Genomic DNA, 23051 nt, shown 5'->3' on the forward strand with positions numbered 1-23051 from the left:
TACCTCAACACAACTTTGAAGTACCTCAACACAACTTTGAAGTACCTCAACACGATTTATAGGTATAATTTAAACTATTAGCCATATAAAGTATGACTATAAATTTGCCTGTTCCCCAAGATTATCAATATCAATTTGGTGGTAGTCTTCCTGCAAATGCACCTACCTACGTCATACGCAAAACTGATGCAGATTTGTATCAAGCTGTGAAAGCTGGAGAGCTTTGTTTTGTTTTAAACTCTAGCGATTAATCAAATAAACTTAACAAAGCTTTTGCCGTCCCTTCTGGCAAGCATTACAGGAAGAAGTTTTCGGCTCAAAATCAATACAAGCGATCGCTTGCTCAGAACAAGCCTTTGTTGGGTGGACAGTACATTTGAGGCGGTAGTCGTTGGTGAAATATTCACAACCAGAGCAAGGAATTTCATGCAGCGTTTTTAAATGAATTATTCCTTTTTTTAAAGTTAACCAGACACTACCAATAAATAGAATCATTATTGTCCAAGTGCAAAAAGCACACAAAATCATACTTAACATGAGTGATCCTCATAAAAATTCCAAAAAAATGCCCGCAGTCTACTGCTTTTCACCGCAGGCATAAGACTTTATTTAGCTAGTGTTGAGCGAAACTTAATTAAGGTAATACCAATTTGAAAAGACCATTTGTAGAGACGCGATTCATCGCGTCTTTATTCGATGCGACGATCGCCAAGAGTGCCAAACATAACCTAAGAAGGCTACCACACCAAGAAAGAACTGAATATCTGCCAATCCTAGACGTTCTGAACCGTAAAACTCTCTCGGATAAACCGTCGTGTTGTATCCCACAAACGCCGTAGAAATCCAAGCCATTAAAGCTAAACCTAGCAAGCTATAAGAAAGAATTTCTTCACCATTATCAATTGGCAAAATTCGTCTTATCCAGCTAAAAGGTTGTACAAGAATATGCCAAATGCCACCAGCAATTAGAATGAAGCCAATCCAAATGTGACCACCAATGACATCTTCTAAATTATCAATACTTGCCATCCCTAAAGGAGTCCAGTTACCATCTTTAAGACCAACTAAGTAGCCAAAAATTATTTCTGGGTTTAAATTAGGATTGCTAATTAGGCGAATATTTCCGAAGTTAGTGTCATAAATTCCGCCAAAAAACATTGCCTTTAGCACTAACAAAAATGCTCCCAAACCCAGAATAATTAAGTGATGACCTAAAATTAAACCCAATTGCTTGGGGTCATTCCATTCATAGTGAAATCTTGCCGCCTGTCCACCGGCATTATATAAAATTGCCGGAGCACGAAAAACATGAAAAAGTCCACCTGCACCCAATACAGCAGAAGCAACTAAGTGCAAAATGCCAATTACAAAATAGGGATAGGTATCGACTACTTCACCTCCAGCACCTACACCCCAGCCCAAAGTTGCTAAATGGGGTAACAAAGTCAATCCCTGTTCATACATTGGTATGCTAGGAACAAAACGTGTAACTTCAGATATTGTGATTGCTCCTACCCAAAACATAATTAAGCCTGCATGAGCAATGTGAGCGCCTAATAATTGACCAGATAAATCAATTAAACGAGCATTACCCACTAACCACGATAAATTTGTGTCTGCTGCTAAGGTTCTATCAGTTGTAATTGTCATAATTAAATACCCTTATGAGCATTTTGAATTTTGAATTTTGGATTTTAAATTATGACAATCTAAAATCCAAAATCTAAAATCTAAAATTGTTTTACGATTCGCTACCGATGGCATTTATTGCCCTTTCAATTCGGCTAAAGTCAACGCCAATTGCTCGCAAAGCGTGCCACAGATGACCTTGCAAGAAGAAGAAAGCCAAGAAGAAATGAGCATTTGCTAACCATGCTCTGGAAGTGTAACCACCGTTAGCTAACTTAATGCTGTCGGCAAAATAAGGGCTAACTCCGAGTTTTACTTCCAAAGTAGAGCCATAAAATTCCACGGGATAAGCTAAAGTATTCACCGCACAAAAGTAAGCTGCAACAAATCCCGCTAAAGCAATACCGCCCAATGAGTAGGAAAGGATGGCTTCACCAGAGAAGATTAAAAGCTTTTTCGCCCAAGGTAAAGGCTCTATGAGGATGTGCCAAATACCGCCGCCAATGAGTAACAAGCCTACATAGATATGACCGCCGACTAAATCTTCTAAGTTGTTAACAGTGGCAAAGTGGGTTTGATAGCCATAAATGACCAAGGGGTTGAGGGTGGGGTCAGTGATAACTCGCACATCGTGAATTGTTGAGTCGTACAGTCCTCCCCAAAACATGGCTTTTCCTACCAAGAGTAAAGCACCTATTCCCAAGAAAATCAGGTGATGTCCTAAGATAAAACCAAGTTTTTTCGGGTCGTCCCATGTAAAGTGAAATTTCCGAGCGCGACCAGTGGCGTCTTTTAAGTTTTTTGGAGCTTTGAAGGTGTGGAAAAGTGCGCCTGCACCAAGCACAGCAGAAGAGATTAAGTGTAAAGCGCCGATAACGAAATAAGGGTAAGTATCGACTACCTGACCACCTGCGCCCACGCCAAAACCCAAGGTGGCTAAGTGGGGAAGCAAAATCAACCCCTGTTCGCCCATAGGTATTTCGGGATTGTAGCGAGAGATTTCAAACCATGTAAACGCCCCAGCCCAGAGCGTTGTCAGCGCTGCTTGTGCCACATGAGCGCCGATAAATAAGCCAGAGAGATTGGCGAAGCGGGCGTTACCTGTCCACCAATCAAATTTGAGGTTGGGATTACCGTATGTCTGCATTGTTAAGCAATTAGTAGTTGTTGCTAATAATACTCAATTATTTGGTTCTTGTTTCAGCAGTTAAATGTCGTTTTAGTGCTACCACAGGAGACGCGAAGCTTTTATCCAAGGAAAGAAAGATTATTCCAATTCACCGCAGGACTTACCGATTGTCCTCAGATGTCACTTCTTGCCATCCGCTCTGCTTATTGAGAGCTAGTTACCAATTATTGAGATTACAAATTTAGTCTATTGAAAGTAATTCCTATTTAGATCATCTCTTTACAAAATGTAATCATTAAAACTGGAGGAAAAATGGGCAACGCAAGCGGAGCGATAATACTAACTATCACCGCTCGAACTACTAAGGAAATATTACTTTTTAAGCGTGGATTATTCTGCTTTCTGCCTTCATAAATAACTTGTAGAAGTGCTAAAAGATAGTGCAGATGATTCCAGTAAATGGGGATGGTGGTGTTGCCAGAAACTCAAAATCTGTTCGCCAACCTGTTGAGGATAGAAGTAGTGAAAAAAATGATATCCTTGTGGGCATTCCCAGAGCTTATCTTCTGGCTTGAACCAATTCAACCAGTCATGCAATGCAGGTGGATTGACTACCGGATCACTCTTGCTACCACATACCATCATTGGCATAGAAACTCCACCTTTGGGTAAATAGACTAACTTAAATAAAGAGTGTGGTGAGGGAGATTGTTCTAAATCTTTATCTAAGGCAGCGACTAACTTCTTAGCGGTATGAGGCGGTTGATTCCCAAATAGACTGCGAACGTTGCTTGCTAAGACTAGCTCACGGCTGATGCTAAAAAGTTGTCGTTGAAAGTAATAGTGAGCGTGCCAATTGTTTGCAGGTTGAGCAGCTACAGCCAGCAGAGTTAGCGATCGCACTTTTTGGGGAAATCGACGAGCAAAGATTAAGGCGATCGCACCACCCATGCCATGTCCGACTAAATGGACGGGGCGATCGCGCCATTCTAAAAAATCATACAGCAACTCCACAGCTTGATCTATGCAACTGGCTTCATCTTTGGTTTGCTGGTATTCCCACTGGGCGACGCTTATATACCCAGATAAATAATCAAGTAATGGTTTATCAAAACGCTGTAAAGCAGGACTGGCACTTAACCACAGAACATCAAATGAATCAGACATAAATACCTATAACTACTAAATTATCAATTTCACTAGTTGTCAGATCCCCGACTTCTATAAGAAGTCGGGGATCTCCCGCACCCAAGGCTTTCTACAAACCAAATTCTGTCTTCAACTGAGCAACCCAAGTTTTAATTCGCTCATCTGTTAAATCAGATTGACTACCTTCATCAAGTGCCAATCCGACAAACTTGCCATTTTTCAAAGCTCTAGAATTCTCAAAGTCATATCCCTCAGTTGGCCAATAGCCAACAGTTTTACCACCCCGCTGGGAAATCTTTTCTTCCAAAATTCCCATTGCATCCTGGAAATTATCGGCATAGCCATACTGATCTCCATCGCCAAAATAGGCAACCAACTTACCACTAAAATCTATTTCATCCAGATCAGGCAAAAAGCTTTCCCAATCGCTCTGAAGTTGACCAATATCCCAAGTAGGGGAGCCAATAATCAGCAAGTCATACTCATCAAAAGTGCTAGTATCCGCCTCGTAAATGGGATGTAATGTTACAAGATCACCACCAAACTCATCCCGAATTTTTTCAGCATCAGATTCAGTGTTGCCAGTTTGAGTACCGTAAAACAGACCAATTTTCTTCGACATATTTCCACCTGATATATATGATGTGTGATTCTGCGATGGTGCAAAACACCCGCCAGAGGCGATCGCAATAATTGACGCAAGGATACTTATTTGCCTAGTTCGTGCAACTCAGAAAAACAAACTGCTATTGGTTAACACCAAGAAGGCAAACAAAGCTCCTCCACAGCTACCTACCGTCCACCCAGCATTGAATTCACTCCAAGACTTAGCTGTTTTCATGTTTTCCGGTAGCTCCCCTTGGGCAGGTTTGCGTCCTTGGAACGATACGCTGCCATACAGCCACAAACAAATCGATAAAATTAACAGCAAACCGATTGTGGCCAGTAACCCTGCTTGATTCGCCAATTCCGTATCCCGCAACGGGCCTAGCTTGACAAATGGGCCAATCAAGAAGTAGCCGTGAGCCATGCCAATTTCCAGCCCTCGTGAAAAAGGAGACAAGCCTTGACGGTAAATAGGAAGATTTGCCAAAAACTTCAGCGTGATATCCGAAGCATTGACTGGCGTATAAAGATTTCCGATTTCCGGCATTCCGGCAGGATTAACAACTCCCTGCTGAAAATCAAGTCCAGCCGCTATGACACGCACCCTCAAGGCGTGCCAGATATGACCAGTTAAAAATACAACCGCCAGAGCAAAATGACTAGTTGCTAGCCAAGTGCGAACCGTAATTGCTCCCGATGCAGTAGTACTCAATCCCAACGGGCCATAGAAAACTGTGGGATAAACGGTATCATTTACCGTTACAAAATAAGCTGCCAACAAACCCATGTAAGCCAGAGCGCCCAGACTATAGGATAGGTAAGCCTCACCAGACCAAAACAGTACCTTTTTCGCCCAAGTAAAAGGCTTGGTGAGAATGTGCCAAAATCCCCCGACAATACTGAGTATTCCTACCCAAATATGTCCACCAATGACATCTTCTAGATTATTCACTGCTGCCATCCCCTGTTTACCAAAAGCACCAAAGAGATAGCCAAAGATGCGACCAGGGTTAATAGTTGGTTCAGTAATTACTCGTACAGATGCCACTGCCGGATCATAAAGACCACCCCAAAACAGCGCCTTCGCTACCAATAACCACGCCCCGAATCCCAATAACAGCAGATGAATGCCGATGATAGTGGTCATCTTGTCTTCATCTTTCCAGTCGTAGCCAAAGAAGCCAGGAAAAGAGGGGTTTTCACTTAAGACTTCCGGGCCTAAAAGGGCGTGGTAAATTCCGCCAGCACCCAGTACAGCCGAACTAATCAGATGTAAAACACCAATGACAAAATAAGGATAAGTATCAATAATTTCGCCACCGTCACCAACACCAAATCCCAAGGTTGCTAGATGAGGCAGTAAAATTAACCCCTGTTCATACATTGGTTGAGAGGGGTTGTATTTGGTAATTTCAAACAGAGTCATTGCCCCAGCCCAAAGCACAATCAACCCAGCATGGGCAACATGAGCGCCTAAAAGCCTACCCGACAGGTTAATAAACCGGGCATTACCAGCCCACCAGTCCGATTCCTGGGTTGTTATCGTTGCAGTTGCCATTCTTAGATTGCCTCCCCACGAGTTGAATGGATGACTCTACCCTTTGCGAAGTCAAATCCAGCAGCGCGTAAAGCGTGCCAGAGATGCCCTTGAAGAAAGAAGAAACCTAGCCAGAAGTGAGCATTCGCTAGCCAAACGCGAGAAGATAGTAAGTTTCCACTCTGGAAGTAGGGAAAGCGGTCAAACCCAATACTCAGGGCTGGCCCATAAAATTCCGGTGGGTAAGCGAGAGTATTAACCGAGACAAAATAGGCAGCAATCAAACCCATGAGAGCTAAAGCACCCAAACTGTAAGAAAGGTATGCTTCTCCTGACCAGATAAAAAGCTGCTTTGCCCAGCCGAAAGGTTGAGTCGTAATGTGCCAGATACCGCCTGCAATACAGAGAATGCTGACCCAAATGTGACCACCAACCAAGTCTTCTAGGTTATTAACTCCAGCAATCCAGTGTTTGCCACCGCCACCAAACAAGTAGCCAAAAATTGCGGCGGAGTTCCAGGTGGGGCTAGAAACTACGCGCACCTCACCCACCGTAGAATCATACAAGCCGCCAAAAAACATAGCTTTGGCAACTAGTAAGCCTGCTCCCAGACCCAGCAATACTAGGTGAATACCCAGAATAGTAGTCATTTTATTAGCATCTTCCCAGCGATAGCCAAAGAAGGAAAATCTCTCTTCTAAGATGGCGGGGCCACGTAGGGCATGAAAGATGCCACCAAGTCCCAAGAAGGCGGAGCTAATTAGGTGCAATACTCCAATGACGAAGTAAGGATAGGTATCTACTATCTGTCCACCACTTCCAACACCCCAGCCGAGAGTTGCGAGATGAGGCAATAGAATCAACCCTTGTTCGTACATTGGTTGCGCTCTGTTAAAGTGGGCAAGTTCAAATAGGGTTGTTGCACCAGCCCAGAGAACAATTAACCCTGCATGAGCAACGTGAGCGCCCAAAAGTCGCCCTGAGAGGTTGGTTAACCGAGCGTTCCCTGCCCACCAGGGAATCGACTCCGGTGTTTGAACAGCCATCCTTGTCATGGCGCTACCTCCTGAGAAAGTTTTCAAATCGCTGAAATATACAATTAGCTTAATGAGGATCTATCTCAATAAGTCTGAAGATATCCTACCAGACTTATTGATAATTATTTTCATCTATAAATAATAAAGTTTTGTGAAGTACGCAAATTGAAGAAACCGCTAAAGCAGTACAAGTTCACGCAACAAGATGAAAGTTATCTCTTTTAGCGAGGCGAGAAATAACCTGAAGACGGTTTTAGGTTGATATACGGATTACAAAATAAAAACTAGATGAGGCCGCAAGAATACTTGTTGCTTAATTAGGCAGAAACCTCCCACCGACTCGAACAGAAGCGGTGAGATGAATGTCCGAACAAAAAGGGTTTCTAACTTACCCTCCATCGACTCAAACTAAGTGCCTTACGATATCCTCACAAAATGTTCCTGATGATTACTGGTTTCAAAAATCACTTCGGTAAAGGAAGCTAGAGGAAGTAAGTTTTTGTGCATTTATGAAATTAATCCAAATACTAAAAGTAGCTGTAATTCCTGTTTTGACTGTATTTAGCTTTGTGTTTGCATCAAATATAGCACTAGCTGACTACTTAAATAGTCAGGGTTCAGGAGGTGATTACCGTTATGAATTATGGTCTAGCGATGATAATAGCAGTTACTATTTAAAAATTTGGCTATATGAAGCAAGTCCAGACAGTAGCGCATACTCCACAACTAGATCATTTGACTCTAGTAGGGAAGCTTTAATTTATTTTGATTGCAATTACGCTGAGATAAGTTTACCAGAATGTCCTCGATGAGGCTCAAGTTGGGTTGAGGAAAAAAAACCAACACCCAAAAACTTTGGTTTTGTTCGATTTTACTCCGTTCAACCCAACCTATATTTATTTTTCTTTCCCCAGAATGACAGAAGAGAGTTAGGCAGAGTTCCTGATCCTGTAATCTAAAATTGGAGGATCAAGAACTCTGTTTTTTTATGAGACTTTTTTAAGCTTGCACAACAAAATCAGTTGCCGACAGAGAACTGACACCAGATAAAGTAGCAAATAGGCTGCCCGTACCCAAGCCTGTTGTCGTACCATTTTGATTGTAAAATAGCTCGCCATTGGCTTGGTTGAAAACAATTTTGGCGCTGCTACTTCCGGCGACTATTTCACTATTTGTCACGGCATTGATAATGGCAAACTCACTGCTGGTTAAGGCACTACCAGAAGCACTGGTGATGGCGGTAAAGGTGGTTTTGTCAAGGACAATTTTATCAGTGCCAATAAGGAAATCGGTAATGCGATCGCTCCCAATATCAGCAGATGTAAATATCCTACTAGTATCGTAGGCGAATTTGTCCGCGCCACCTCCCCCAGTTAGGATATCATTGCCTACACCGCCAACGAGGTAGTCATTACCATCACCACCATCAAGGGTGTCGTTACCCGCACCTCCAAATAATCCACCTCTGCCATTAGCGGTCAAGCTACTATCATTATCATCTCCCGCACCACCCCGCAGGATGTCATTGCCATCGCCACCTTCCAAACGGTCTCTGTCTGCACCACCCTCAAGGGTGTCATTACCTGCTTCGCCGAAAAAGGCATCTCTTCCGCTACCACCGATAATCGAGTCGTTTCCTGCACCTAAGCTGACATTGCTGCCGTAATTCAAGGAACTACCATCTCCAACTGTGGCGCTGAGGTTAACAACATCATTGCCGCTACCAGTATTGCTAAGTGAAATGGACTCAAAATTGCTAATAGTTGTTGTTACGCCAGGTGTTGTAATCCCAGATGGGGTAAAAGTGATATTAACACCTGTAGTTTGAAATGAAAGATTTAGCACCAGCTTGTCTGTACCTGCACCACCATCTGCTGTAAAACCTATAGTTCTGAAGGTGACGGTATCATTACCATCGCCAGCATTAACCGTGCTATTAGTACCACTAATATCAATAGTGTCTGCATTGCGGGTACCTGTGATGTTAAAGCGATCAATCCCAGTGAAACTAATTGAATCAAGCCAGCCACCAGTGGTAGCAGTTCGTCCAGCACTGCCGGAAAACCCGTTAGCGTCACTATCCGCAACGGTAAACTGCATTTTATTGCCAACATCATTAATGGAGTAGTTGAGAATGAGGGTGTCAACACCAGACCCTCCGTTTACCTGATCGTTAACGCCCAACCCTGGATTAATAACATCATTTCCTGCGCCACCATTAAACACATCATCGCTGCGGAAAACGTTTCCATTGATGATGGTGGCTTGGGTGATGGTATCGTTACCGCTACCTGTTGTGAGTTTGAGAAATTCAAAGTTTGTTGCAGAGGAAATATTTGGTAAGCTACCACCGTTAAGCGGGTTGGTGATGTTTAAATTTGCAGTTTGACCAGATAAATCAAGGTCTAGGGTATCTTGACCGTTGCCTCCATCTACTCTGTCTGTACCAAGTCCAGCTTTGATAGTATCATTGCCATCACCACCGTTTATGGTGTCATTACCAAGAGCGCCATCCAAAATATCATTTCCGGCTCCACCTGAAATTAAATCATTGCCAGCAGCAGCGTTAATTTGGTCGTTACCTATGCCACCATTGAGTGTGTCGTTGCCTGATGTACCAAAAATGACATTAGCGAATGCTTGTAGAAAATCAGCTTGGCGGAGGGTGTTGAGGAATCCTGAAAATCCAGCATTTGCTAAAACTTGGCTGATGCGAGCGTCAAAATCTTCTGGGGAGAGATTAAATCGATCCTCGAAGGCATCTAAAGCGGCAACTGCAAAATTCCAGTATAAAATCGCTTCATTAGTGCTAGTGGGTGCGTTGGTTGCCAGTCCATTCAAAATTGTATCGAGGCTGGTGCTAGTTTCTAGTGTGTCGCTATTGTGGTTAAAAGTAGAGTTGGGGAATAAATTACGCATTTGCCCTTGAACAAGCAAACGCCCTACAAGTTCGCCAAAAAGGTCATTCCAAACTCCTGTAATAATATTTCCTGCTTGTGGCCCAGGATTTGCCCCCCAGCTAACCTGAACGAAGTCTTCACCAACAAATTTCTCTAAGAAAGCGAGCTTGCGACCATTAACATTTGAGCCTCGGCTATTTGTGGCAATGTTTTCAACACCAGCCCAACGGTAAAGCAGTGCTTCCACTTGGGAAATAAACTGGCTGTGGAATTGTTTTTAAAACGCCCCATTGAAGGCGAATAAAACCTAGCCCGCATGAAATCCAGCCCATTCGCCTCATCCATCACCCCCCATTGCCCAACATACTCAAAAGGATTAGCAACTCCCTCTGTCGTGAGCAAATTTTCTCCAAAGGGACGGTAGACATAACGGTTAACATAACTACCCGTCGCATTCGTCAACCCAACTGTTGAACCAACAAAATCTGAATCATAATAAGCTGCATTAGTCCCAGCAAAGCGACCTACTAAACCAATCCCATGAACATAATTGGTTGCAGAACCACCGTTATACTCACCAACAACATCACTGAACCCAAATGGGTTAACTAAATACTCCGTTCTCTGACCGTTGAAAACCGCCGCCTTCCGATTTCCAAAGGCATCATATTCATAACTAAACGTTCCTGTTGGTGTCGTTCCCCCAATCAGTTTGTTCTCATCGTTATATGTATAAGTCCAGGTATTACTTCCATCAACAACTTTAGTTAAATTCCCATCAGCATCATAGGTATAAATCGCACTGCCAACAGTGGTGTATTGATTTAAATTATTCGCCGCATAATTGGTTGTGACTCCATTAAGAATTGTGCGAATACGATTACCCGCAGCATCGTACACATACTGTAAATCCTGATTGGCAATACTGGCATTTGTGGAAGTAAATCGCCCACGGGTCAACTGTCCTGTGGTGTCGTAGGTATATGCCCAAGTACCATCTCGCGTTACTGCCCCTGTTTGCCGCCCTAAATTGTCATAGCTGTACTGGAACGAAGAGTTAATAGTATTCGTGGGGGTATAGTTTGTGATATTCGTTACTTGTCCTGCATCGTCGTAACTGTAGGTTGTGTAAGTGCCATTGCCGTTAGTTTCCCGCGACAGACGACCTACAGCATCATAAGTGTAGGAAATAATCGTCGCACCTGCGGCATTGGTTAATTTTGCCAGACGACCATCTGAGTCATAGCTATAGTTCGTCGTAAACCCGCTTTGGTCTTTCATTTGAGTTCGCCGACCTTCAGCGTCGTAGGTCAACTCCAGAAAGCGACTATTAGGGTATGTAATTTTTGTGAGGCGATTGTTGACATCATATACTAACGTCGAAATTCCGCCCTGAACATCTCGAACTGAAGTTAAGTTGCCTTTGGTGTCGTAAGTGTATTGCTCATAAGTGTTGTCATCAAAAGTTTTGCGGGTAACTCGTCCCTGTGCATCGTAAGTATATTTAAAAATATCGCCGCTGCGTTCTTTGGCTTGGGTGAGGTTGCCTGATAGGTCATAACTAAAGGTTTCTGACTTGCTATCTGCATAAGTAATGCTACTTAATTCACCGTAGGTATTGTAGCTATATTGAAGTTTTTTTCCCCGTTGGTCTGTGACGCTGGTGGGAGAATCGGAGTTGACACCGTAGGTAAAGCTGACTGTTTGATTTAATGGATCAGTTTGACTGAGTAAGCGTCCTTGGGCGTCGTAGGAGTATTTGTAAAGTGTGTTCCCTGGAGCTGTAATTTGAGCTAGGTTGTCCTTAGTGTCGTAAGTAAAACTGGTAACTCGGTTTAAGGGGTCTTTAATGTTGTTTATTTGCCCTGTGCTTGTGAATTCAAGTCTAGTAGTTTTGCCGTTAGCATCGCTTACATCAATGATTCCGGGTGAGACGTATTTGTAGGTTGTTGCTGGCATGGAAGGTGTAGTTGTAGGTAAGTTGGGCAAATTTAGGTTGCAAACTCGTATCTTTTATGACAATCTACTAGCTTAAACTGTCAAACAAATTCAAAATCCAAAATTGATTTATGGTTTTCTATTTGGATAATGTACAGCCTCAAAAAGGCACTCTATAATTCGTAATTAAACTCTTTAATTACGAATTACAAATTAATGTGAATTGCTAGTTAGCCTTACTCACGTAATCTTGAAAACCTCTCGCCTAAAGGCGAGAGGTTTTGAATTTTGACTCTTCAAGCTCACAACGGTTTTTCCGTTTCCCTCTCCTTGTAAGAAAAGTTAGGGAGAGGTGGAAAAGGAGCTAGGGGATAATTTAGTGTTAGTTTTTAGGTTATATCTAAAAAGTAAGGCTAGTTAGTGCCTTTGAATCGTATCAGTATAATACAAAAATTACAATCTTCGATACCAATAAAATATAAAAATTTAAAGTTTAGTACTTAATTAACGTCAGTTCGACGAACCTTTCCTACCAGAAAAGGGAAGAGTAACGAAAAAATCAGATTTTTAAACCTCTCCCGGCTTCAGGGAGAGGTTTGGAGAGGGGTCAAATTAAATCTATTAAACTCACGTTTAATTAGAGGTGTATTTGATAACTAGCAACTTGGACAACTGACTAATTACACTTCAGCGGGTTGATATTCTTGTTGTCTTTCCACAAATGACTGAACACGGGTGCGGTAGTTTCTCACAGTTTCATCAACCCATTCGCGATCGTTGCTATTTGCATACAAATGCACCAGTGGTTCGCTGGCATCTGGTAAAACTAACAGCCAACTATCATCATAGGGTTGACAAATTTTCACTCCATCAATGAGTTCTAGGTTTTGGGCTGGGTGAGTTTCCACCAAATAACGCATCAAAGCACCCTTAGCAGTCCACGGACAACGGACTGTATAAGTTTTGTGAATTACACGGGGTAATTCCGATCGCGCCGCCGCAAGCGATCGCTCCTGTATAGTTAACATCTCAATTATCTTCGCAATGCAAAACATGGAATCAAATCCCGGATGCAGTTGCGGGAAAATAAAACCAGTCTCTCCACTACCTCCCAATACCACATTCGGGTTTTTCTGACAAGCTTCCATTAAAGCTGTAGGGTTGGCTTTGGTGCGAATCACTCTACCATCATGACGACGGGCGACTTGTTCAATAGCACTGGAAGCATGAACTGGTACAACTACTGTTCCTCTGGGGTTAGCCGTCAGAATCATGTCTACCATCAGTGCTGTTAAAGTTTCGCCACGAATTGGGTAGCCTGATTCATCAACTAAAATTAGCTGTTCACCATTAGCGGATACTTGCACACCAAAGTTAGCTTTTAATGCCTCCACTACATGACCTAACTGAGTCAGCAATCCTTCGCGGTCAGTGATTGACATCGCCGTTTTATTGACACTGGCATTCAATACCACTGCATCAGCGCCAAATTTATCCAACATTTGGGGTAAAACTGCCCCCGATACCGCATAAACATAGTCAATCACCACTTTTGCGCGGCTGTTGCGGAGTGTATGAACATGCAACAGTTTCTCAAAAGCAGTGCAGTAGCGCTCCATGACTTGGCTAGGATAAGATACATCGCCAATTTCATGAATTAGCGCCCGCCGCATATCCTCCTTAAAGTAAGCACCTTCAATTTTCTTTTCCAGGGCTTTGGTGATATTAATACCCTTAGCATCCATGAATTCAATCAAAATGTAGTCCGGGCGATCGGGGTGTACCCGCACATGGATACCACCAGCTACCGACATTGTGGGTATAACTGTGCGGGCGATGGGGATAGCTGTAGCATCGAGGTTTTGAATATCAATACCTACTGACATCAAACCAGCAATCAGCGATCGCGTCACCATCCGAGAGACATTACGCTGATCACGGGAAACCGTTACCTTAGAACCAGGTTTCAAGGTTGAACCGTAAGCAGATCCCAATTTCACGGCGAATTCTGGGGTGATGTCGATATTAGCTAATCCTTGGACACCACGTTGACCGAATAAATTCCGTTGGGCGGTGTTCCCCCAAATCAAGTTAATGTTTAAAACTGCCCCAGACTCAATCTTTTTACTGGGCCAAACACGTACACCGGGGCTAATTTGGGCTTCTTCTCCCACCGTGGAAAGCGAACCCACAACAGCAGCTTCTAATACATGGGCGCGGCGGTCTACACGAGCGCCACGGGAAATCACACAGGCGGAAAGATGTGCTTCATCACCAATAAATGCCCCATTCCACACTATCGGACGTTTCAGATTCGCATCAGCGCCAATGGTGACATTATCGCCAATTACGGTTCCGGCCTCAATGTGTACTCTTGCTCCGATGCGGCAGTTGTCACCAATCACTGCTGGGGTTTCAATCACAGCCGTCTGGTCGATATAAGTATTTTGACCCACCCATAACTCATGGGAAACTTCTTTGTAAGCACAATCTAGTTGCACTTTCCGATCTAAGGCGTCATACTGAGCCTCACGATAGGCGTCTAAGTGACCAACATCACACCAGTAACCTTGAGCGATGTAACCATACATTGGCTCATCTTTTGCTAGTAGTAAGGGGAATAAGTCTTTGGAAAAGTCACATTCAATGTTTGCTGGCAGATATTCCAAAACTTCTGGTTCGAGAATGTAAGTACCAGTGTTGACGGTATCAGAAAAAATTTCACTACTAGAGGGTTTTTCTAAAAATCGCCGAATCCGTGCTTCCTCATCGGTGATTACCACCCCAAACTCAATCGGGTTAGGAACCCTGGTTAAAATCAAAGTCGCTTTTGACTTATTTTGTTTGTGAAATGCGATCGCTGCGGTGAGGTCAAAATCTGTTATGCTATCGCCGCTAATGACTAAAAAGGTTTCATCAAGGAGTTCAGCAATGTTTTTCACACAACCTGCTGTACCCAAAGGCTGATCTTCTTCAACGGCATAAGTCATCTGCACGCCAAAATCGCTGCCATCTTGAAAATAATCTCGCAAGACATCAGGTAAATAATGCAATGTCGCAATAACTTCTGTAATTTGATGTCGTTTGAGGAGATTGATAATATGTTCGGCAATTGGTCGATTTAGAATCGGCACCATCGGTTTGGGGAGATCGCAAGTTAACGGGCGAAGCCGCGTCCCCGAACCGCCTGCCATCAGTACTGCACGCATAAATCCTCCTTAACTAGTTACAGCCTTCGCTGCTTCAAAATCCATGAGATATATTTTGTTCTTCTTTCTCTAGTCTCCTATGGATATCGATATTTGAGGAACTTCCATAAGATGCATCTGGATTGGGGCATTAGGGATTGGTTATGGGGCAATACGGTTCGGGTAAAGGGTAAAGGGGAAAGGGGAAAGGTTTTAAATACATCCTTTACCCCTTAACCTTTTCCTAGAACATAAAGCAAGTGAAGAGTGCTTATCCGAACCGTATTGGGTTATGGGGTACTTGTACGAATGGCACTAATAAAAGCCCAAAAGCTTGTGGTGTCGTCTCGTTCCCAGCCTCCAGGCTGGGAATATATTTAAAAGAGGCTCTGCCTCAATTCAAGCTACCGGAGGCGGCAGCCCTTCCAGAATGGATTCCCAGCCTAGAGGCTTGTTGCAGTCAGAACAAGGGCTGTATCTTTTCTTAGTGCCATTCAGTACTTGTACGTGTCGCAGTTCCCTAGCTTATTAACTCTGTTGACAATGATAGAGTTGATATTCGTAGCCATCTACGCTTGGTAAAGACTTAGTATCAGATATCACGCATGTTTTGACGGCTTCTGCTACAGGGGCGTGAAAGTTTACCAGCCACAAGTCAAAAGGTTGTGGTAACTTCTTTAAAGTATTTTCTAGAGCAATGGTGGAAAGATTCGGATCTTGGTCTTGATGGGCAAGGAGAAACAAAAAATTTTGGGGTGAATTGGCAAGTTTAATTTCCCTCGCTACCCCCATCATTTCCCCAGTGTGAATGTAAGTTTTGTGGGTGGTGGCAATCAGTACTGGCACTGGCGATACTTGTTGGATTAGTTGCACAAAAAGGTCAGGGCGATAATATTTTTGATAGCCAAGATTACAAAATACTGTCACTGCACTGACAAATCCCGTTAACCAAATTAACATCACGGCTTTTTTTCCGTTTATTCCCCATTTACCTATGCTTTTTATCCCATTTTTTGCGTATTCTCTCCCCATCAATTCCTTGGGAGGATGCCAACAAACTGCGAGACTTGCACCTAATAAAACAACGATCGCGGGAAAGTAAACAAAGTTATATCTAGCACCTCTGGTCAGATCGATTCCCAAAAAGTAGGTAAAGATAAAGAATAAAGCGATCGCACTGATCACGACTCCAGCAAGCACCTGAATCATAATCCGGCTTTCTGGTTGCTGTAGTTGAATCTTGATCCCCCGCAGCACAATTGGTACTGCCCAAATAAAGAAAATCAGCGTCACCAGTCCAGAAGGAATCACAACCAATAGCTGTGAAGATTCAACTGGTAACAGGCAAATCATTGCCATCCATGTTCCTAAAGCTTGAAAGATTGGGCTTAACCAATCTAGTCCAACGCGCGAACCTCGAATCCAATCGGTCAAATTATCACGGTTTCTATTCTCTAACAAGATTGGTATCCAAATTAAACCCGCCACCAAAGTACCTGTAGCAACGCCATAGATGCGCCGCCAGGGAGGAGAGAAGAGGAGAGAAAATTTGCTGCTACTCTGCAATTGAAGCCAAGCAAGAAAAATCAAAACTACGACTTCTGTGCAGAGAGTGAGGGTGAAGAAATAATGAGTAGCAATACCTAAAGCATTAACTCCTACCCAGAAAAGTGCTACCCATATCGGTAAAGGTGTGCGGTTTTGAATATGACGTGTGGCAATTACTAAGCAGGTGAGGGAAGCAGTTACCCATAAGATTGCCAAAGTGTAATGACGTGCTTCTTGTGCTACAAATATGCCATAAGGTGATACTGCGATCATGGCAGCAGTCAAGTGTCCCACTAATGGCGAACGAAAGGCTACTCTACCTAATACGTAAAAACATGGAATTGAGGCAGCGCCGATGATAGCTGGTAGCAATCGCGCCGCAAACAGTGATACTAATCCTCCGTCGCTGGGAAATAATTTCATCCACAGGTGAGCCAACACAAAATACAGCGGTGGATGACTATCTTGTGTAGCTAAGTTATGAACCACATCACCAATACTAGCCGCTGGGTTTAGTTGTAGTGGTTGCAATAGGATATCAGGTGCGATCGCTTGATCTAGAGGTACTGCTAAAAAAGTATTCCCCAAGCTAAACACCAAAGTGGAAAACTCATCAGTCCAAGGAGGCTTTGCAGTCAAGTTGGCTAGGCGCAGGCTGATACCGATGATCAACCACATCAAGTTCAGTAAGGGATGAAGCCAGAAAGAAGGGAGGCGAGTCTGCCAATTATACCAATGCTTGTGTTGTGAGCCAGAGGTTGTGTCTGTCAGAGACAGCAAATGGCTGGCAGGTATAGGTAGCAACGAGATAATTTTTTTGTAAAAATAAAATGCACCTTGGAAAAAAACTCTCATTGCCCGATCTCACACGAATGGATTTGTAGGTTTGACACTTCAGATTTAAGTTCGTTCTAAACTATAAGAACAAAAATCACAATTTCAAATCCCTGATTGTGATTATTTAACATCAGTGACACGCCAGCTAAGTTTCAAGTTAATCCAGAAATTCCAAATAGTAGCAATTGCGATCGCAATAAAGTTGGCAATATAACGGTTAGGAATAAGAAAATTGAATACCAGGTTTAATATCAGTACATTCAATACAAGTCCACCAAGGCAAATGGCGTTGAATTTCAAAAACCGCTTCAGGCGTTGATGCCATTCTTGCTGTCTGGCGCTGACATCGGCAAATGTCCAAGCATCATTCCACAAGAAATTATTTAAAATCGCAATTTCACCAGCAATAATTTTACTGCGTGTCAGTTGCCAAGCCAAGGTAGTCGGATCACTGAGCAAGTAAAGCACTCCCATATCGACAAATACACCACTAAAGCCAACTAACCCAAAGCGGAGAAATCGACCAAAGGGAAAATTGACTTTTCTACTCAATCGTCCTACTCGTCCTGTGGAAAGCCGCAACCGCACTAGGTGATGGATGTAATCTATATATTGCTTCCATGTAACCTTACTCTCACCCTCTTTGCGTTCGCAGAACACATAGCCAACTTCGGCAACTTCGCCTACGTTTCCCCGGCCGATTACTTCTAGGAGAATTTTGTATCCGACTGGATTGAGTGTTGCATTGGCGATCGCACTCCGGCGCACCATAAAATAACCACTCATGGGGTCGGAAACTCTTCCCAGTACTCCCGGTAAGATTACCAAGCCTAACAACTGAGCGCCACGAGACAATAAACGCCTAATAACACTCCAGCTACTGACACCACCTCCTTCGACATGACGGCTGGCTACTGCCAAATCTGCTCCCTGCTCAACACTCCGCAACAATTCCATCAGCACCTCTGGTGGATGCTGCAAATCTCCATCAATCACCCCCAACACACTCCCCGTACCTACTTGCCACCCACGAATCACCGCTGAGGACAGTCCCCGTTCCTGTTGGCGTCGCATCACCCGCAACTGAGGGTATTCTGTCGTCAAGGATTCCGCTATTTCCCAAGTTCGGTCTGGACTATCATCATCTACGACTATCAGTTCATAGTTTCCTGGAATAGATTCATCCAGTAACTGGCTCAATATCCTGACTACATTTTTGATGTTGTCACGCTCTTTATAAGTAGGAATTACTAAAGAAAGATGAATAGATTCACTACTTGTACCCACACGGCTAGGAGGCAACTCTGAAATCTTTAATGGGCCAGTTGGTACTGTTAAAAGTGAGTTGGATGAGTTTGTCTTCATATTCCAAATTGCAGAACGAGGATATTTAAAGTCCGTAGAAAATAGAGCCAAACATCTGCTGACTTTATTTACTGAATCTAGTTACTCAAAACTTGAGAAATACTTTTGCTACAGTTAGCTGTTCTGAAAGTTTAGTAATTACCGTACTTCGATTCACAGTATTTTTTCAAAATTCATCTAAATTTTACATTTAACCACTTATTATGCTATTATATGCATTTTTACAAAAGTATACTGTACCATCAAGTCAACTAAGTCAGCAAATATACAGTTGAACTAGCGTATTTTTATGATTTTTAGTACTACTAGGGGTAATATTGAATGAGTATGAAGTATCCTAAGATTTGGTAATATACTTCTACATCATTATTAATAATTTTATCAATAAGGAATTTCGTCAGGAGATATTTTTTTGATCGCAGTTATCAAAAGATAGAAATAAAGCGCCAATGCCGACTATATGAGCTTGTTATAACCGTAAAAATTTACTTGTTGATGGAATCAGTATTGAATTAACCAAATATCACAATACAGACAAAAATCAAATCACAAAGTGAGAGTCATGAGTGCAAGATAAACCACACCTACTATTTACGTGGTTGGAATTATTCCGATGAAAGACAAAGTTTTGCCGCCCACCATAAAAGCAAGTTCAGGTCATCGCAAGAGATGGGGTGTGCAGCAAAATCCTGTTTAACCAATGAACAGTCAAGGTTTAGTGATATAAAAAATAAACTTAACAAAACTTAACTGCTTAATAAATAAGTATACTATTGAGTAGATATCGGATTGTAAATATGTCAAAAGTAACACTATAAAATCCCCCAATAGGGCATTGCAAAAAAGAGAAAAATTTTGTTTGTTATTAAATTGAAGGCGTCAATGGCGTAGTTTTATTGCTTGTTTTGAGTACGTGAACATCTTAAGAATACAGGGTAGATCATGCATATTCCTGATGGATTTGTTTCTGTTCCAGTGGCAGGGGCTACTAGTTTAGCGAGTGTGGCAGCACTGTTTATTGCCTTTGGGCGATCGCAAGAAGCTTTTGGTATTCGTCGTGCGCCCATATTGGGACTAACCACCGCCTTCATTTTTGCCGCCCAGATGATCAATTTTCCGGTAGCAGGAGGTACTAGTGGTCACTTGTTGGGGGGAACCTTAGCTGCGATCGTTTTGGGCAGTCCTTGGGCAGGAACGTTGTGTATTGCCACAGTTTTAATTATTCAAGCTGTGTTATTTGCTGATGGTGGTATTACTGCCTTGGGAGCAAATATTTTGAATATGGGAGTGATTGGTGTTTGGGTAGGCTGGGTTTTAACCGAAACCTTGCAACGGTTGTTTGGCGGATCTAAAGGGCGCTTACCTTTGGCTGCTGGTATAGCAGCGGGTGTAAGTGTAGTGGTAGCTGCTATAGCTTGTGCTATTGAGTTAGCCCTCTCAGGGACTGCACCCGTAGCCATAATTTTACCAGCCATGACTGGTGTGCATATTTTGATCGGTATTGGCGAAGGGCTGATTACCGGGGGTGTGCTGACTTATCTGGCCACCGCTCGACCAGATTTATTACCAGGGGAACAGCAGGAGTTTCGCGGATGGTCAGTGCCTATTGTCACTATTTTCTTAATTGCAGGAGTACTCTCACTCTTTGCCTCAGCGTGGCCCGATGGTTTGGAGAAAGTTGCCGAAAATACGGGCTTTATCGACTTAGCCGAGAAAGTACGGATAATTGTGCCGACCCCCTTAGCTGACTATGGGATTGAGGGTTTAGGGGCAATTGGCACTAGTATCGCCGGACTGGTGGGAGCTGCGGTTTGCTTTGCTGTTGCCTTTGCAATTGCCAAGGTAGTGAAACCGAAGAATGCTTAAACTTTCCTTACCGCTACGCTTGCAACTGTCTTTAGTGATTGTGGTGGGGGCCGCTTTATTAAAGCATTCTGCCTGGTATGGACTAAGTGTATATGGCGCGATCGCAATTTTATGGGCTTGCTTCTTGCGCGTACCAATTCGCCAGTTGGGAGGATTACTCGGCACAGAATTGATTTTTTTGTCATTGCTGGCATTGCCCCAGGGATGGGAACGAGCCACTTTTTTGCTGGTTCGTTCGCTGGTTTGTCTGGTTACCATGAATAGTTTTTTGCTAACCTTACCACCCCACAGTTTTGGCATTGCCCTCAAAACCTTACCAGTACCAGCACCTTTAAAGGAAAACTTGTTGTTAGCTGGGCAGTACATGGAAATTTTGCTCTCAGAAGTAACGCGGATGCGGCGCAGCGCCCAATTACGCGGTTTGACTGGAACAACAGGATGGCTACGCTATGCCAGTGCTGCCATGATTGGAGCCTTGTATCTCCGTAGTCTAGATAGAGCAGAGCGAGTCTACGCGGCAATGGTAGCTCGTGGTTACAACGGACAATTGCCCATAGATTCTACCCTCAGACCAAAAGAACGTTTTGCCCTATTAGTAGCTTGGGCGATCGCTGCTGTTGTTACCCTAACTTCTTACAAAATTTAACCCACTCCCCACTCCCAACCTCTTTACGCAGTAATATTGAGTTTGTAAATTTTGAAATCATTAACTTCTAATCCCCAAACATCAACCAGTAACCCCCACACAGCCGTAGTCGAGGTTGAGAACCTGGTGTATGCATATTCTCGCCAGGAGCCGGTATTACAAGAAATATCTTTTACCTTGAATAAAGGCGATCGCGTCGCGTTGATGGGAGCAACAGGTTCTGGAAAAAGTACCTTGCTAGAGAACCTGATCGGCTTAAAACAACCGCAATCTGGGAAAATTATAATTAATGGCATCCCTGTAGAACCGCAAACTTTACCCCAAGTGCGTCGTCAAATCGGCTTTAGCTTCCAAGATGCCAACGACCAATTATTTATGCCCACCATCTTAGAAGATGTTACCTTTGGGCCACGTAACTATGGTGTGTCACCAGCAGAGGCAAGCGATCGCGCCCAACAATTATTAGCTGATTTTGGTCTAGAAGCCTACGCCAATCGTTCCGCCCACGAACTCTCTGGTGGACAAAGACGCCTAGCCGCCCTAGCCTCAATTTTAGCCCTAGAACCGACAATTCTAATTTTGGATGAGCCAACCAGCGGTCTTGATCCAGCATGGCGGCGTCATTTGGCCCAAGTGTTGTTAAAGTTACCCGTGCAGGTGATATTAATTGCCTCCCATGACCTACATTGGTTAGGCAGAGTTACTCAACGCGCTTTAGTGCTGGCTGGTGGTCGCATTCAAATAGACAGTGATATTCAGCCACTTTTGCAAGATGGTACTACTTTAGACCAGTTGGGTTTGCCGATAGATTGGTGATTTTGGATTGGGGGTTGGGGATTGGGGACTGGGGACAAGGGGGACAAGGGTGAATTATTGAATAAATCTTTCCCTTACCTCCCTCCTTTTCCTTGTCTCTTCCCCATGCCCAATACCCCATGCCCAAATACCTTATTTATTAGTAATATTGGATACTATATTCTCGGCCTTATTGCTGTTGGGGTGTTAATGTCTGTTTTACATAAATATACTGTTCTTGCTCCTGTTAGTTTGAGCATCGCTTTGTTAATTACTAGTTGCAGTGAAGATACAGTCTCTCAATGCCAGCGACTGATTCGAGTTGTAAATGCCGGCACTTCTCTGATTGATCAAAATAAAGGAACGCAAGTCATAACTAGCATACAGCTATCTAAAGATTTAGAATTTGTGACTAAATCCATTAGGGAACTGAATTTAACAGATCCCAAGCTGAAAGAATTTCAAAGTGGTTTTGTCAAGATTTTTCAAAATCTCAGTCAAGCGATCGCTAAAGCTGGTAGGGCCCTGGGTGCGACCAAGACAGCACAAGCCTCGGCATCTGGTAGAGAAAAAATTCAAAAGGCTAGAGCCGAAATTGATTCAACACTGACAACAGCAGCTACAACTGTTGGTAAGCAGTCAGATACGTTAGTCAATCAGATGAATAAGTATTGTAGCGAACCAGAATAATCTAACTTGGGGTATGGAGGAGCCATTGCTCCACTTGGGGTCTCTTCAAGTGGAGGCTCATACCATTTCAATTTAATAATGATACTGGTCAGGCTTTTACCTTAAGTTGACACCAACAGGCATTGCCATGCCCCTACTATAGGACTCATATTTGATTTCTGAAAAAACTCAGTACAACTAAGAAGCCTTCT

General features: G+C 43.2%; 17 protein-coding genes. 5 read left to right on the plus strand and 12 right to left on the minus strand.

Annotated elements, in window-relative coordinates; translation table 11 throughout:
* Positions 1–92 precede the first annotated feature (92 nt).
* A complete protein-coding gene (locus ABF638_RS28300; RefSeq protein ID WP_435026217.1) occupies positions 93–251 on the plus strand; it encodes a hypothetical protein in 159 nt (52 codons plus the stop codon).
* A 10-nt stretch (positions 252–261) separates the two neighbouring features.
* Here the strand turns inward: ABF638_RS28300 and ABF638_RS28305 are convergent, their stop codons facing one another.
* The 12 genes from ABF638_RS28305 to ABF638_RS28360 all read right to left on the minus strand — a co-directional run bounded on the left by ABF638_RS28305 (position 262) and on the right by ABF638_RS28360 (position 18863).
* Positions 262–537, minus strand: coding sequence for a hypothetical protein (locus ABF638_RS28305; RefSeq protein WP_435026218.1), 276 nt, complete (start codon positions 535–537; stop codon positions 262–264).
* A gap of 141 nt (positions 538–678) precedes the next feature.
* Positions 679–1650: a chlorophyll a/b binding light-harvesting protein gene (locus ABF638_RS28310; protein WP_435026219.1), complete on the minus strand. Its 972-nt coding sequence runs from the start codon at positions 1648–1650 to the stop codon at positions 679–681.
* Positions 1651–1741: 91 nt separating this feature from the next.
* A complete protein-coding gene (locus ABF638_RS28315) occupies positions 1742–2776 on the minus strand; it encodes a chlorophyll a/b binding light-harvesting protein (protein ID WP_435026220.1) in 1035 nt (344 codons plus the stop codon).
* 390 nt (positions 2777–3166) lie between these two features.
* Positions 3167–3925 (minus strand): alpha/beta fold hydrolase, encoded by a 759-nt coding sequence (locus tag ABF638_RS28320; protein ID WP_435026221.1) that lies wholly within the window; start codon positions 3923–3925, stop codon positions 3167–3169.
* Between the two features lie 91 nt (positions 3926–4016).
* Positions 4017–4529, minus strand: a complete 513-nt coding sequence (gene fldA / locus ABF638_RS28325; protein ID WP_435026222.1) for a flavodoxin FldA — start codon at positions 4527–4529, stop codon at positions 4017–4019.
* Between the two features lie 108 nt (positions 4530–4637).
* Positions 4638–6071 (minus strand): chlorophyll a/b binding light-harvesting protein, encoded by a 1434-nt coding sequence (locus tag ABF638_RS28330; RefSeq protein WP_435026223.1) that lies wholly within the window; start codon positions 6069–6071, stop codon positions 4638–4640.
* Between the two features lie 2 nt (positions 6072–6073).
* Positions 6074–7096, minus strand: coding sequence for a chlorophyll a/b binding light-harvesting protein (locus ABF638_RS28335; protein WP_435026233.1), 1023 nt, complete (start codon positions 7094–7096; stop codon positions 6074–6076).
* A gap of 990 nt (positions 7097–8086) precedes the next feature.
* The gene (locus ABF638_RS28340) at positions 8087–10234 is read right to left on the minus strand and encodes a calcium-binding protein (RefSeq protein ID WP_435026224.1); all 2148 of its coding nucleotides are present in this window, start codon (positions 10232–10234) and stop codon (positions 8087–8089) included.
* Positions 10141–11946 (minus strand): hypothetical protein, encoded by a 1806-nt coding sequence (locus tag ABF638_RS28345; protein WP_435026225.1) that lies wholly within the window; start codon positions 11944–11946, stop codon positions 10141–10143. Before ABF638_RS28345 ends, ABF638_RS28340 begins: the two co-directional genes overlap by 94 nt.
* A gap of 659 nt (positions 11947–12605) precedes the next feature.
* Positions 12606–15134: a sugar phosphate nucleotidyltransferase gene (locus ABF638_RS28350; RefSeq protein WP_435026226.1), complete on the minus strand. Its 2529-nt coding sequence runs from the start codon at positions 15132–15134 to the stop codon at positions 12606–12608.
* A gap of 507 nt (positions 15135–15641) precedes the next feature.
* A complete protein-coding gene (locus tag ABF638_RS28355) occupies positions 15642–17516 on the minus strand; it encodes a glycosyltransferase family 39 protein (RefSeq protein WP_435026227.1) in 1875 nt (624 codons plus the stop codon).
* Positions 17517–17618: 102 nt separating this feature from the next.
* Positions 17619–18863 carry a glycosyltransferase gene (locus ABF638_RS28360; RefSeq protein ID WP_435026228.1) on the minus strand — a complete coding sequence of 415 codons (1245 nt, stop codon included), beginning with the start codon at positions 18861–18863 and terminating at the stop codon, positions 17619–17621.
* A gap of 942 nt (positions 18864–19805) precedes the next feature.
* Here ABF638_RS28360 and ABF638_RS28365 point away from each other — a divergent pair.
* The 4 genes from ABF638_RS28365 to ABF638_RS28380 all read left to right on the plus strand — a co-directional run bounded on the left by ABF638_RS28365 (position 19806) and on the right by ABF638_RS28380 (position 22860).
* Positions 19806–20729 (plus strand): energy-coupling factor ABC transporter permease, encoded by a 924-nt coding sequence (locus tag ABF638_RS28365; RefSeq protein ID WP_435026229.1) that lies wholly within the window; start codon positions 19806–19808, stop codon positions 20727–20729.
* On the plus strand, positions 20722–21375 hold the full coding sequence (locus ABF638_RS28370) for an energy-coupling factor transporter transmembrane component T family protein (RefSeq protein WP_435026230.1): 654 nt from the start codon (positions 20722–20724) through the stop codon (positions 21373–21375). The genes ABF638_RS28365 and ABF638_RS28370 overlap by 8 nt, the downstream gene beginning before the upstream one ends.
* A 51-nt stretch (positions 21376–21426) precedes the next feature.
* On the plus strand, positions 21427–22191 hold the full coding sequence (locus ABF638_RS28375; RefSeq protein WP_435026231.1) for an energy-coupling factor ABC transporter ATP-binding protein: 765 nt from the start codon (positions 21427–21429) through the stop codon (positions 22189–22191).
* A 189-nt stretch (positions 22192–22380) separates the two neighbouring features.
* The gene (locus ABF638_RS28380) at positions 22381–22860 is read left to right on the plus strand and encodes a hypothetical protein (RefSeq protein WP_435026232.1); all 480 of its coding nucleotides are present in this window, start codon (positions 22381–22383) and stop codon (positions 22858–22860) included.
* Positions 22861–23051: the final 191 nt, after the last annotated feature.

It is taken from the genome of Nostoc sp. CALU 1950, from assembly GCF_051172895.1.
GTDB lineage: Bacteria > Cyanobacteriota > Cyanobacteriia > Cyanobacteriales > Nostocaceae > Nostoc > Nostoc edaphicum_A.

Coding starts and splice junctions, on each gene's coding strand:
- ABF638_RS28300 (WP_435026217.1), top strand. CDS start 93: ATGACTATAAATTTGCCTGTTCCCCAAGATTATCAATATCAATTTGGT.
- ABF638_RS28305 (WP_435026218.1), bottom strand. CDS start 537: ATGTTAAGTATGATTTTGTGTGCTTTTTGCACTTGGACAATAATGATT.
- ABF638_RS28310 (WP_435026219.1), bottom strand. CDS start 1,650: ATGACAATTACAACTGATAGAACCTTAGCAGCAGACACAAATTTATCG.
- ABF638_RS28315 (WP_435026220.1), bottom strand. CDS start 2,776: ATGCAGACATACGGTAATCCCAACCTCAAATTTGATTGGTGGACAGGT.
- ABF638_RS28320 (WP_435026221.1), bottom strand. CDS start 3,925: ATGTCTGATTCATTTGATGTTCTGTGGTTAAGTGCCAGTCCTGCTTTA.
- fldA (WP_435026222.1), bottom strand. CDS start 4,529: ATGTCGAAGAAAATTGGTCTGTTTTACGGTACTCAAACTGGCAACACT.
- ABF638_RS28330 (WP_435026223.1), bottom strand. CDS start 6,071: ATGGCAACTGCAACGATAACAACCCAGGAATCGGACTGGTGGGCTGGT.
- ABF638_RS28335 (WP_435026233.1), bottom strand. CDS start 7,096: ATGGCTGTTCAAACACCGGAGTCGATTCCCTGGTGGGCAGGGAACGCT.
- ABF638_RS28345 (WP_435026225.1), bottom strand. CDS start 11,946: ATGCCAGCAACAACCTACAAATACGTCTCACCCGGAATCATTGATGTA.
- ABF638_RS28350 (WP_435026226.1), bottom strand. CDS start 15,134: ATGCGTGCAGTACTGATGGCAGGCGGTTCGGGGACGCGGCTTCGCCCG.
- ABF638_RS28355 (WP_435026227.1), bottom strand. CDS start 17,516: ATGAGAGTTTTTTTCCAAGGTGCATTTTATTTTTACAAAAAAATTATC.
- ABF638_RS28360 (WP_435026228.1), bottom strand. CDS start 18,863: ATGAAGACAAACTCATCCAACTCACTTTTAACAGTACCAACTGGCCCA.
- ABF638_RS28365 (WP_435026229.1), top strand. CDS start 19,806: ATGCATATTCCTGATGGATTTGTTTCTGTTCCAGTGGCAGGGGCTACT.
- ABF638_RS28370 (WP_435026230.1), top strand. CDS start 20,722: ATGCTTAAACTTTCCTTACCGCTACGCTTGCAACTGTCTTTAGTGATT.
- ABF638_RS28380 (WP_435026232.1), top strand. CDS start 22,381: ATGTCTGTTTTACATAAATATACTGTTCTTGCTCCTGTTAGTTTGAGC.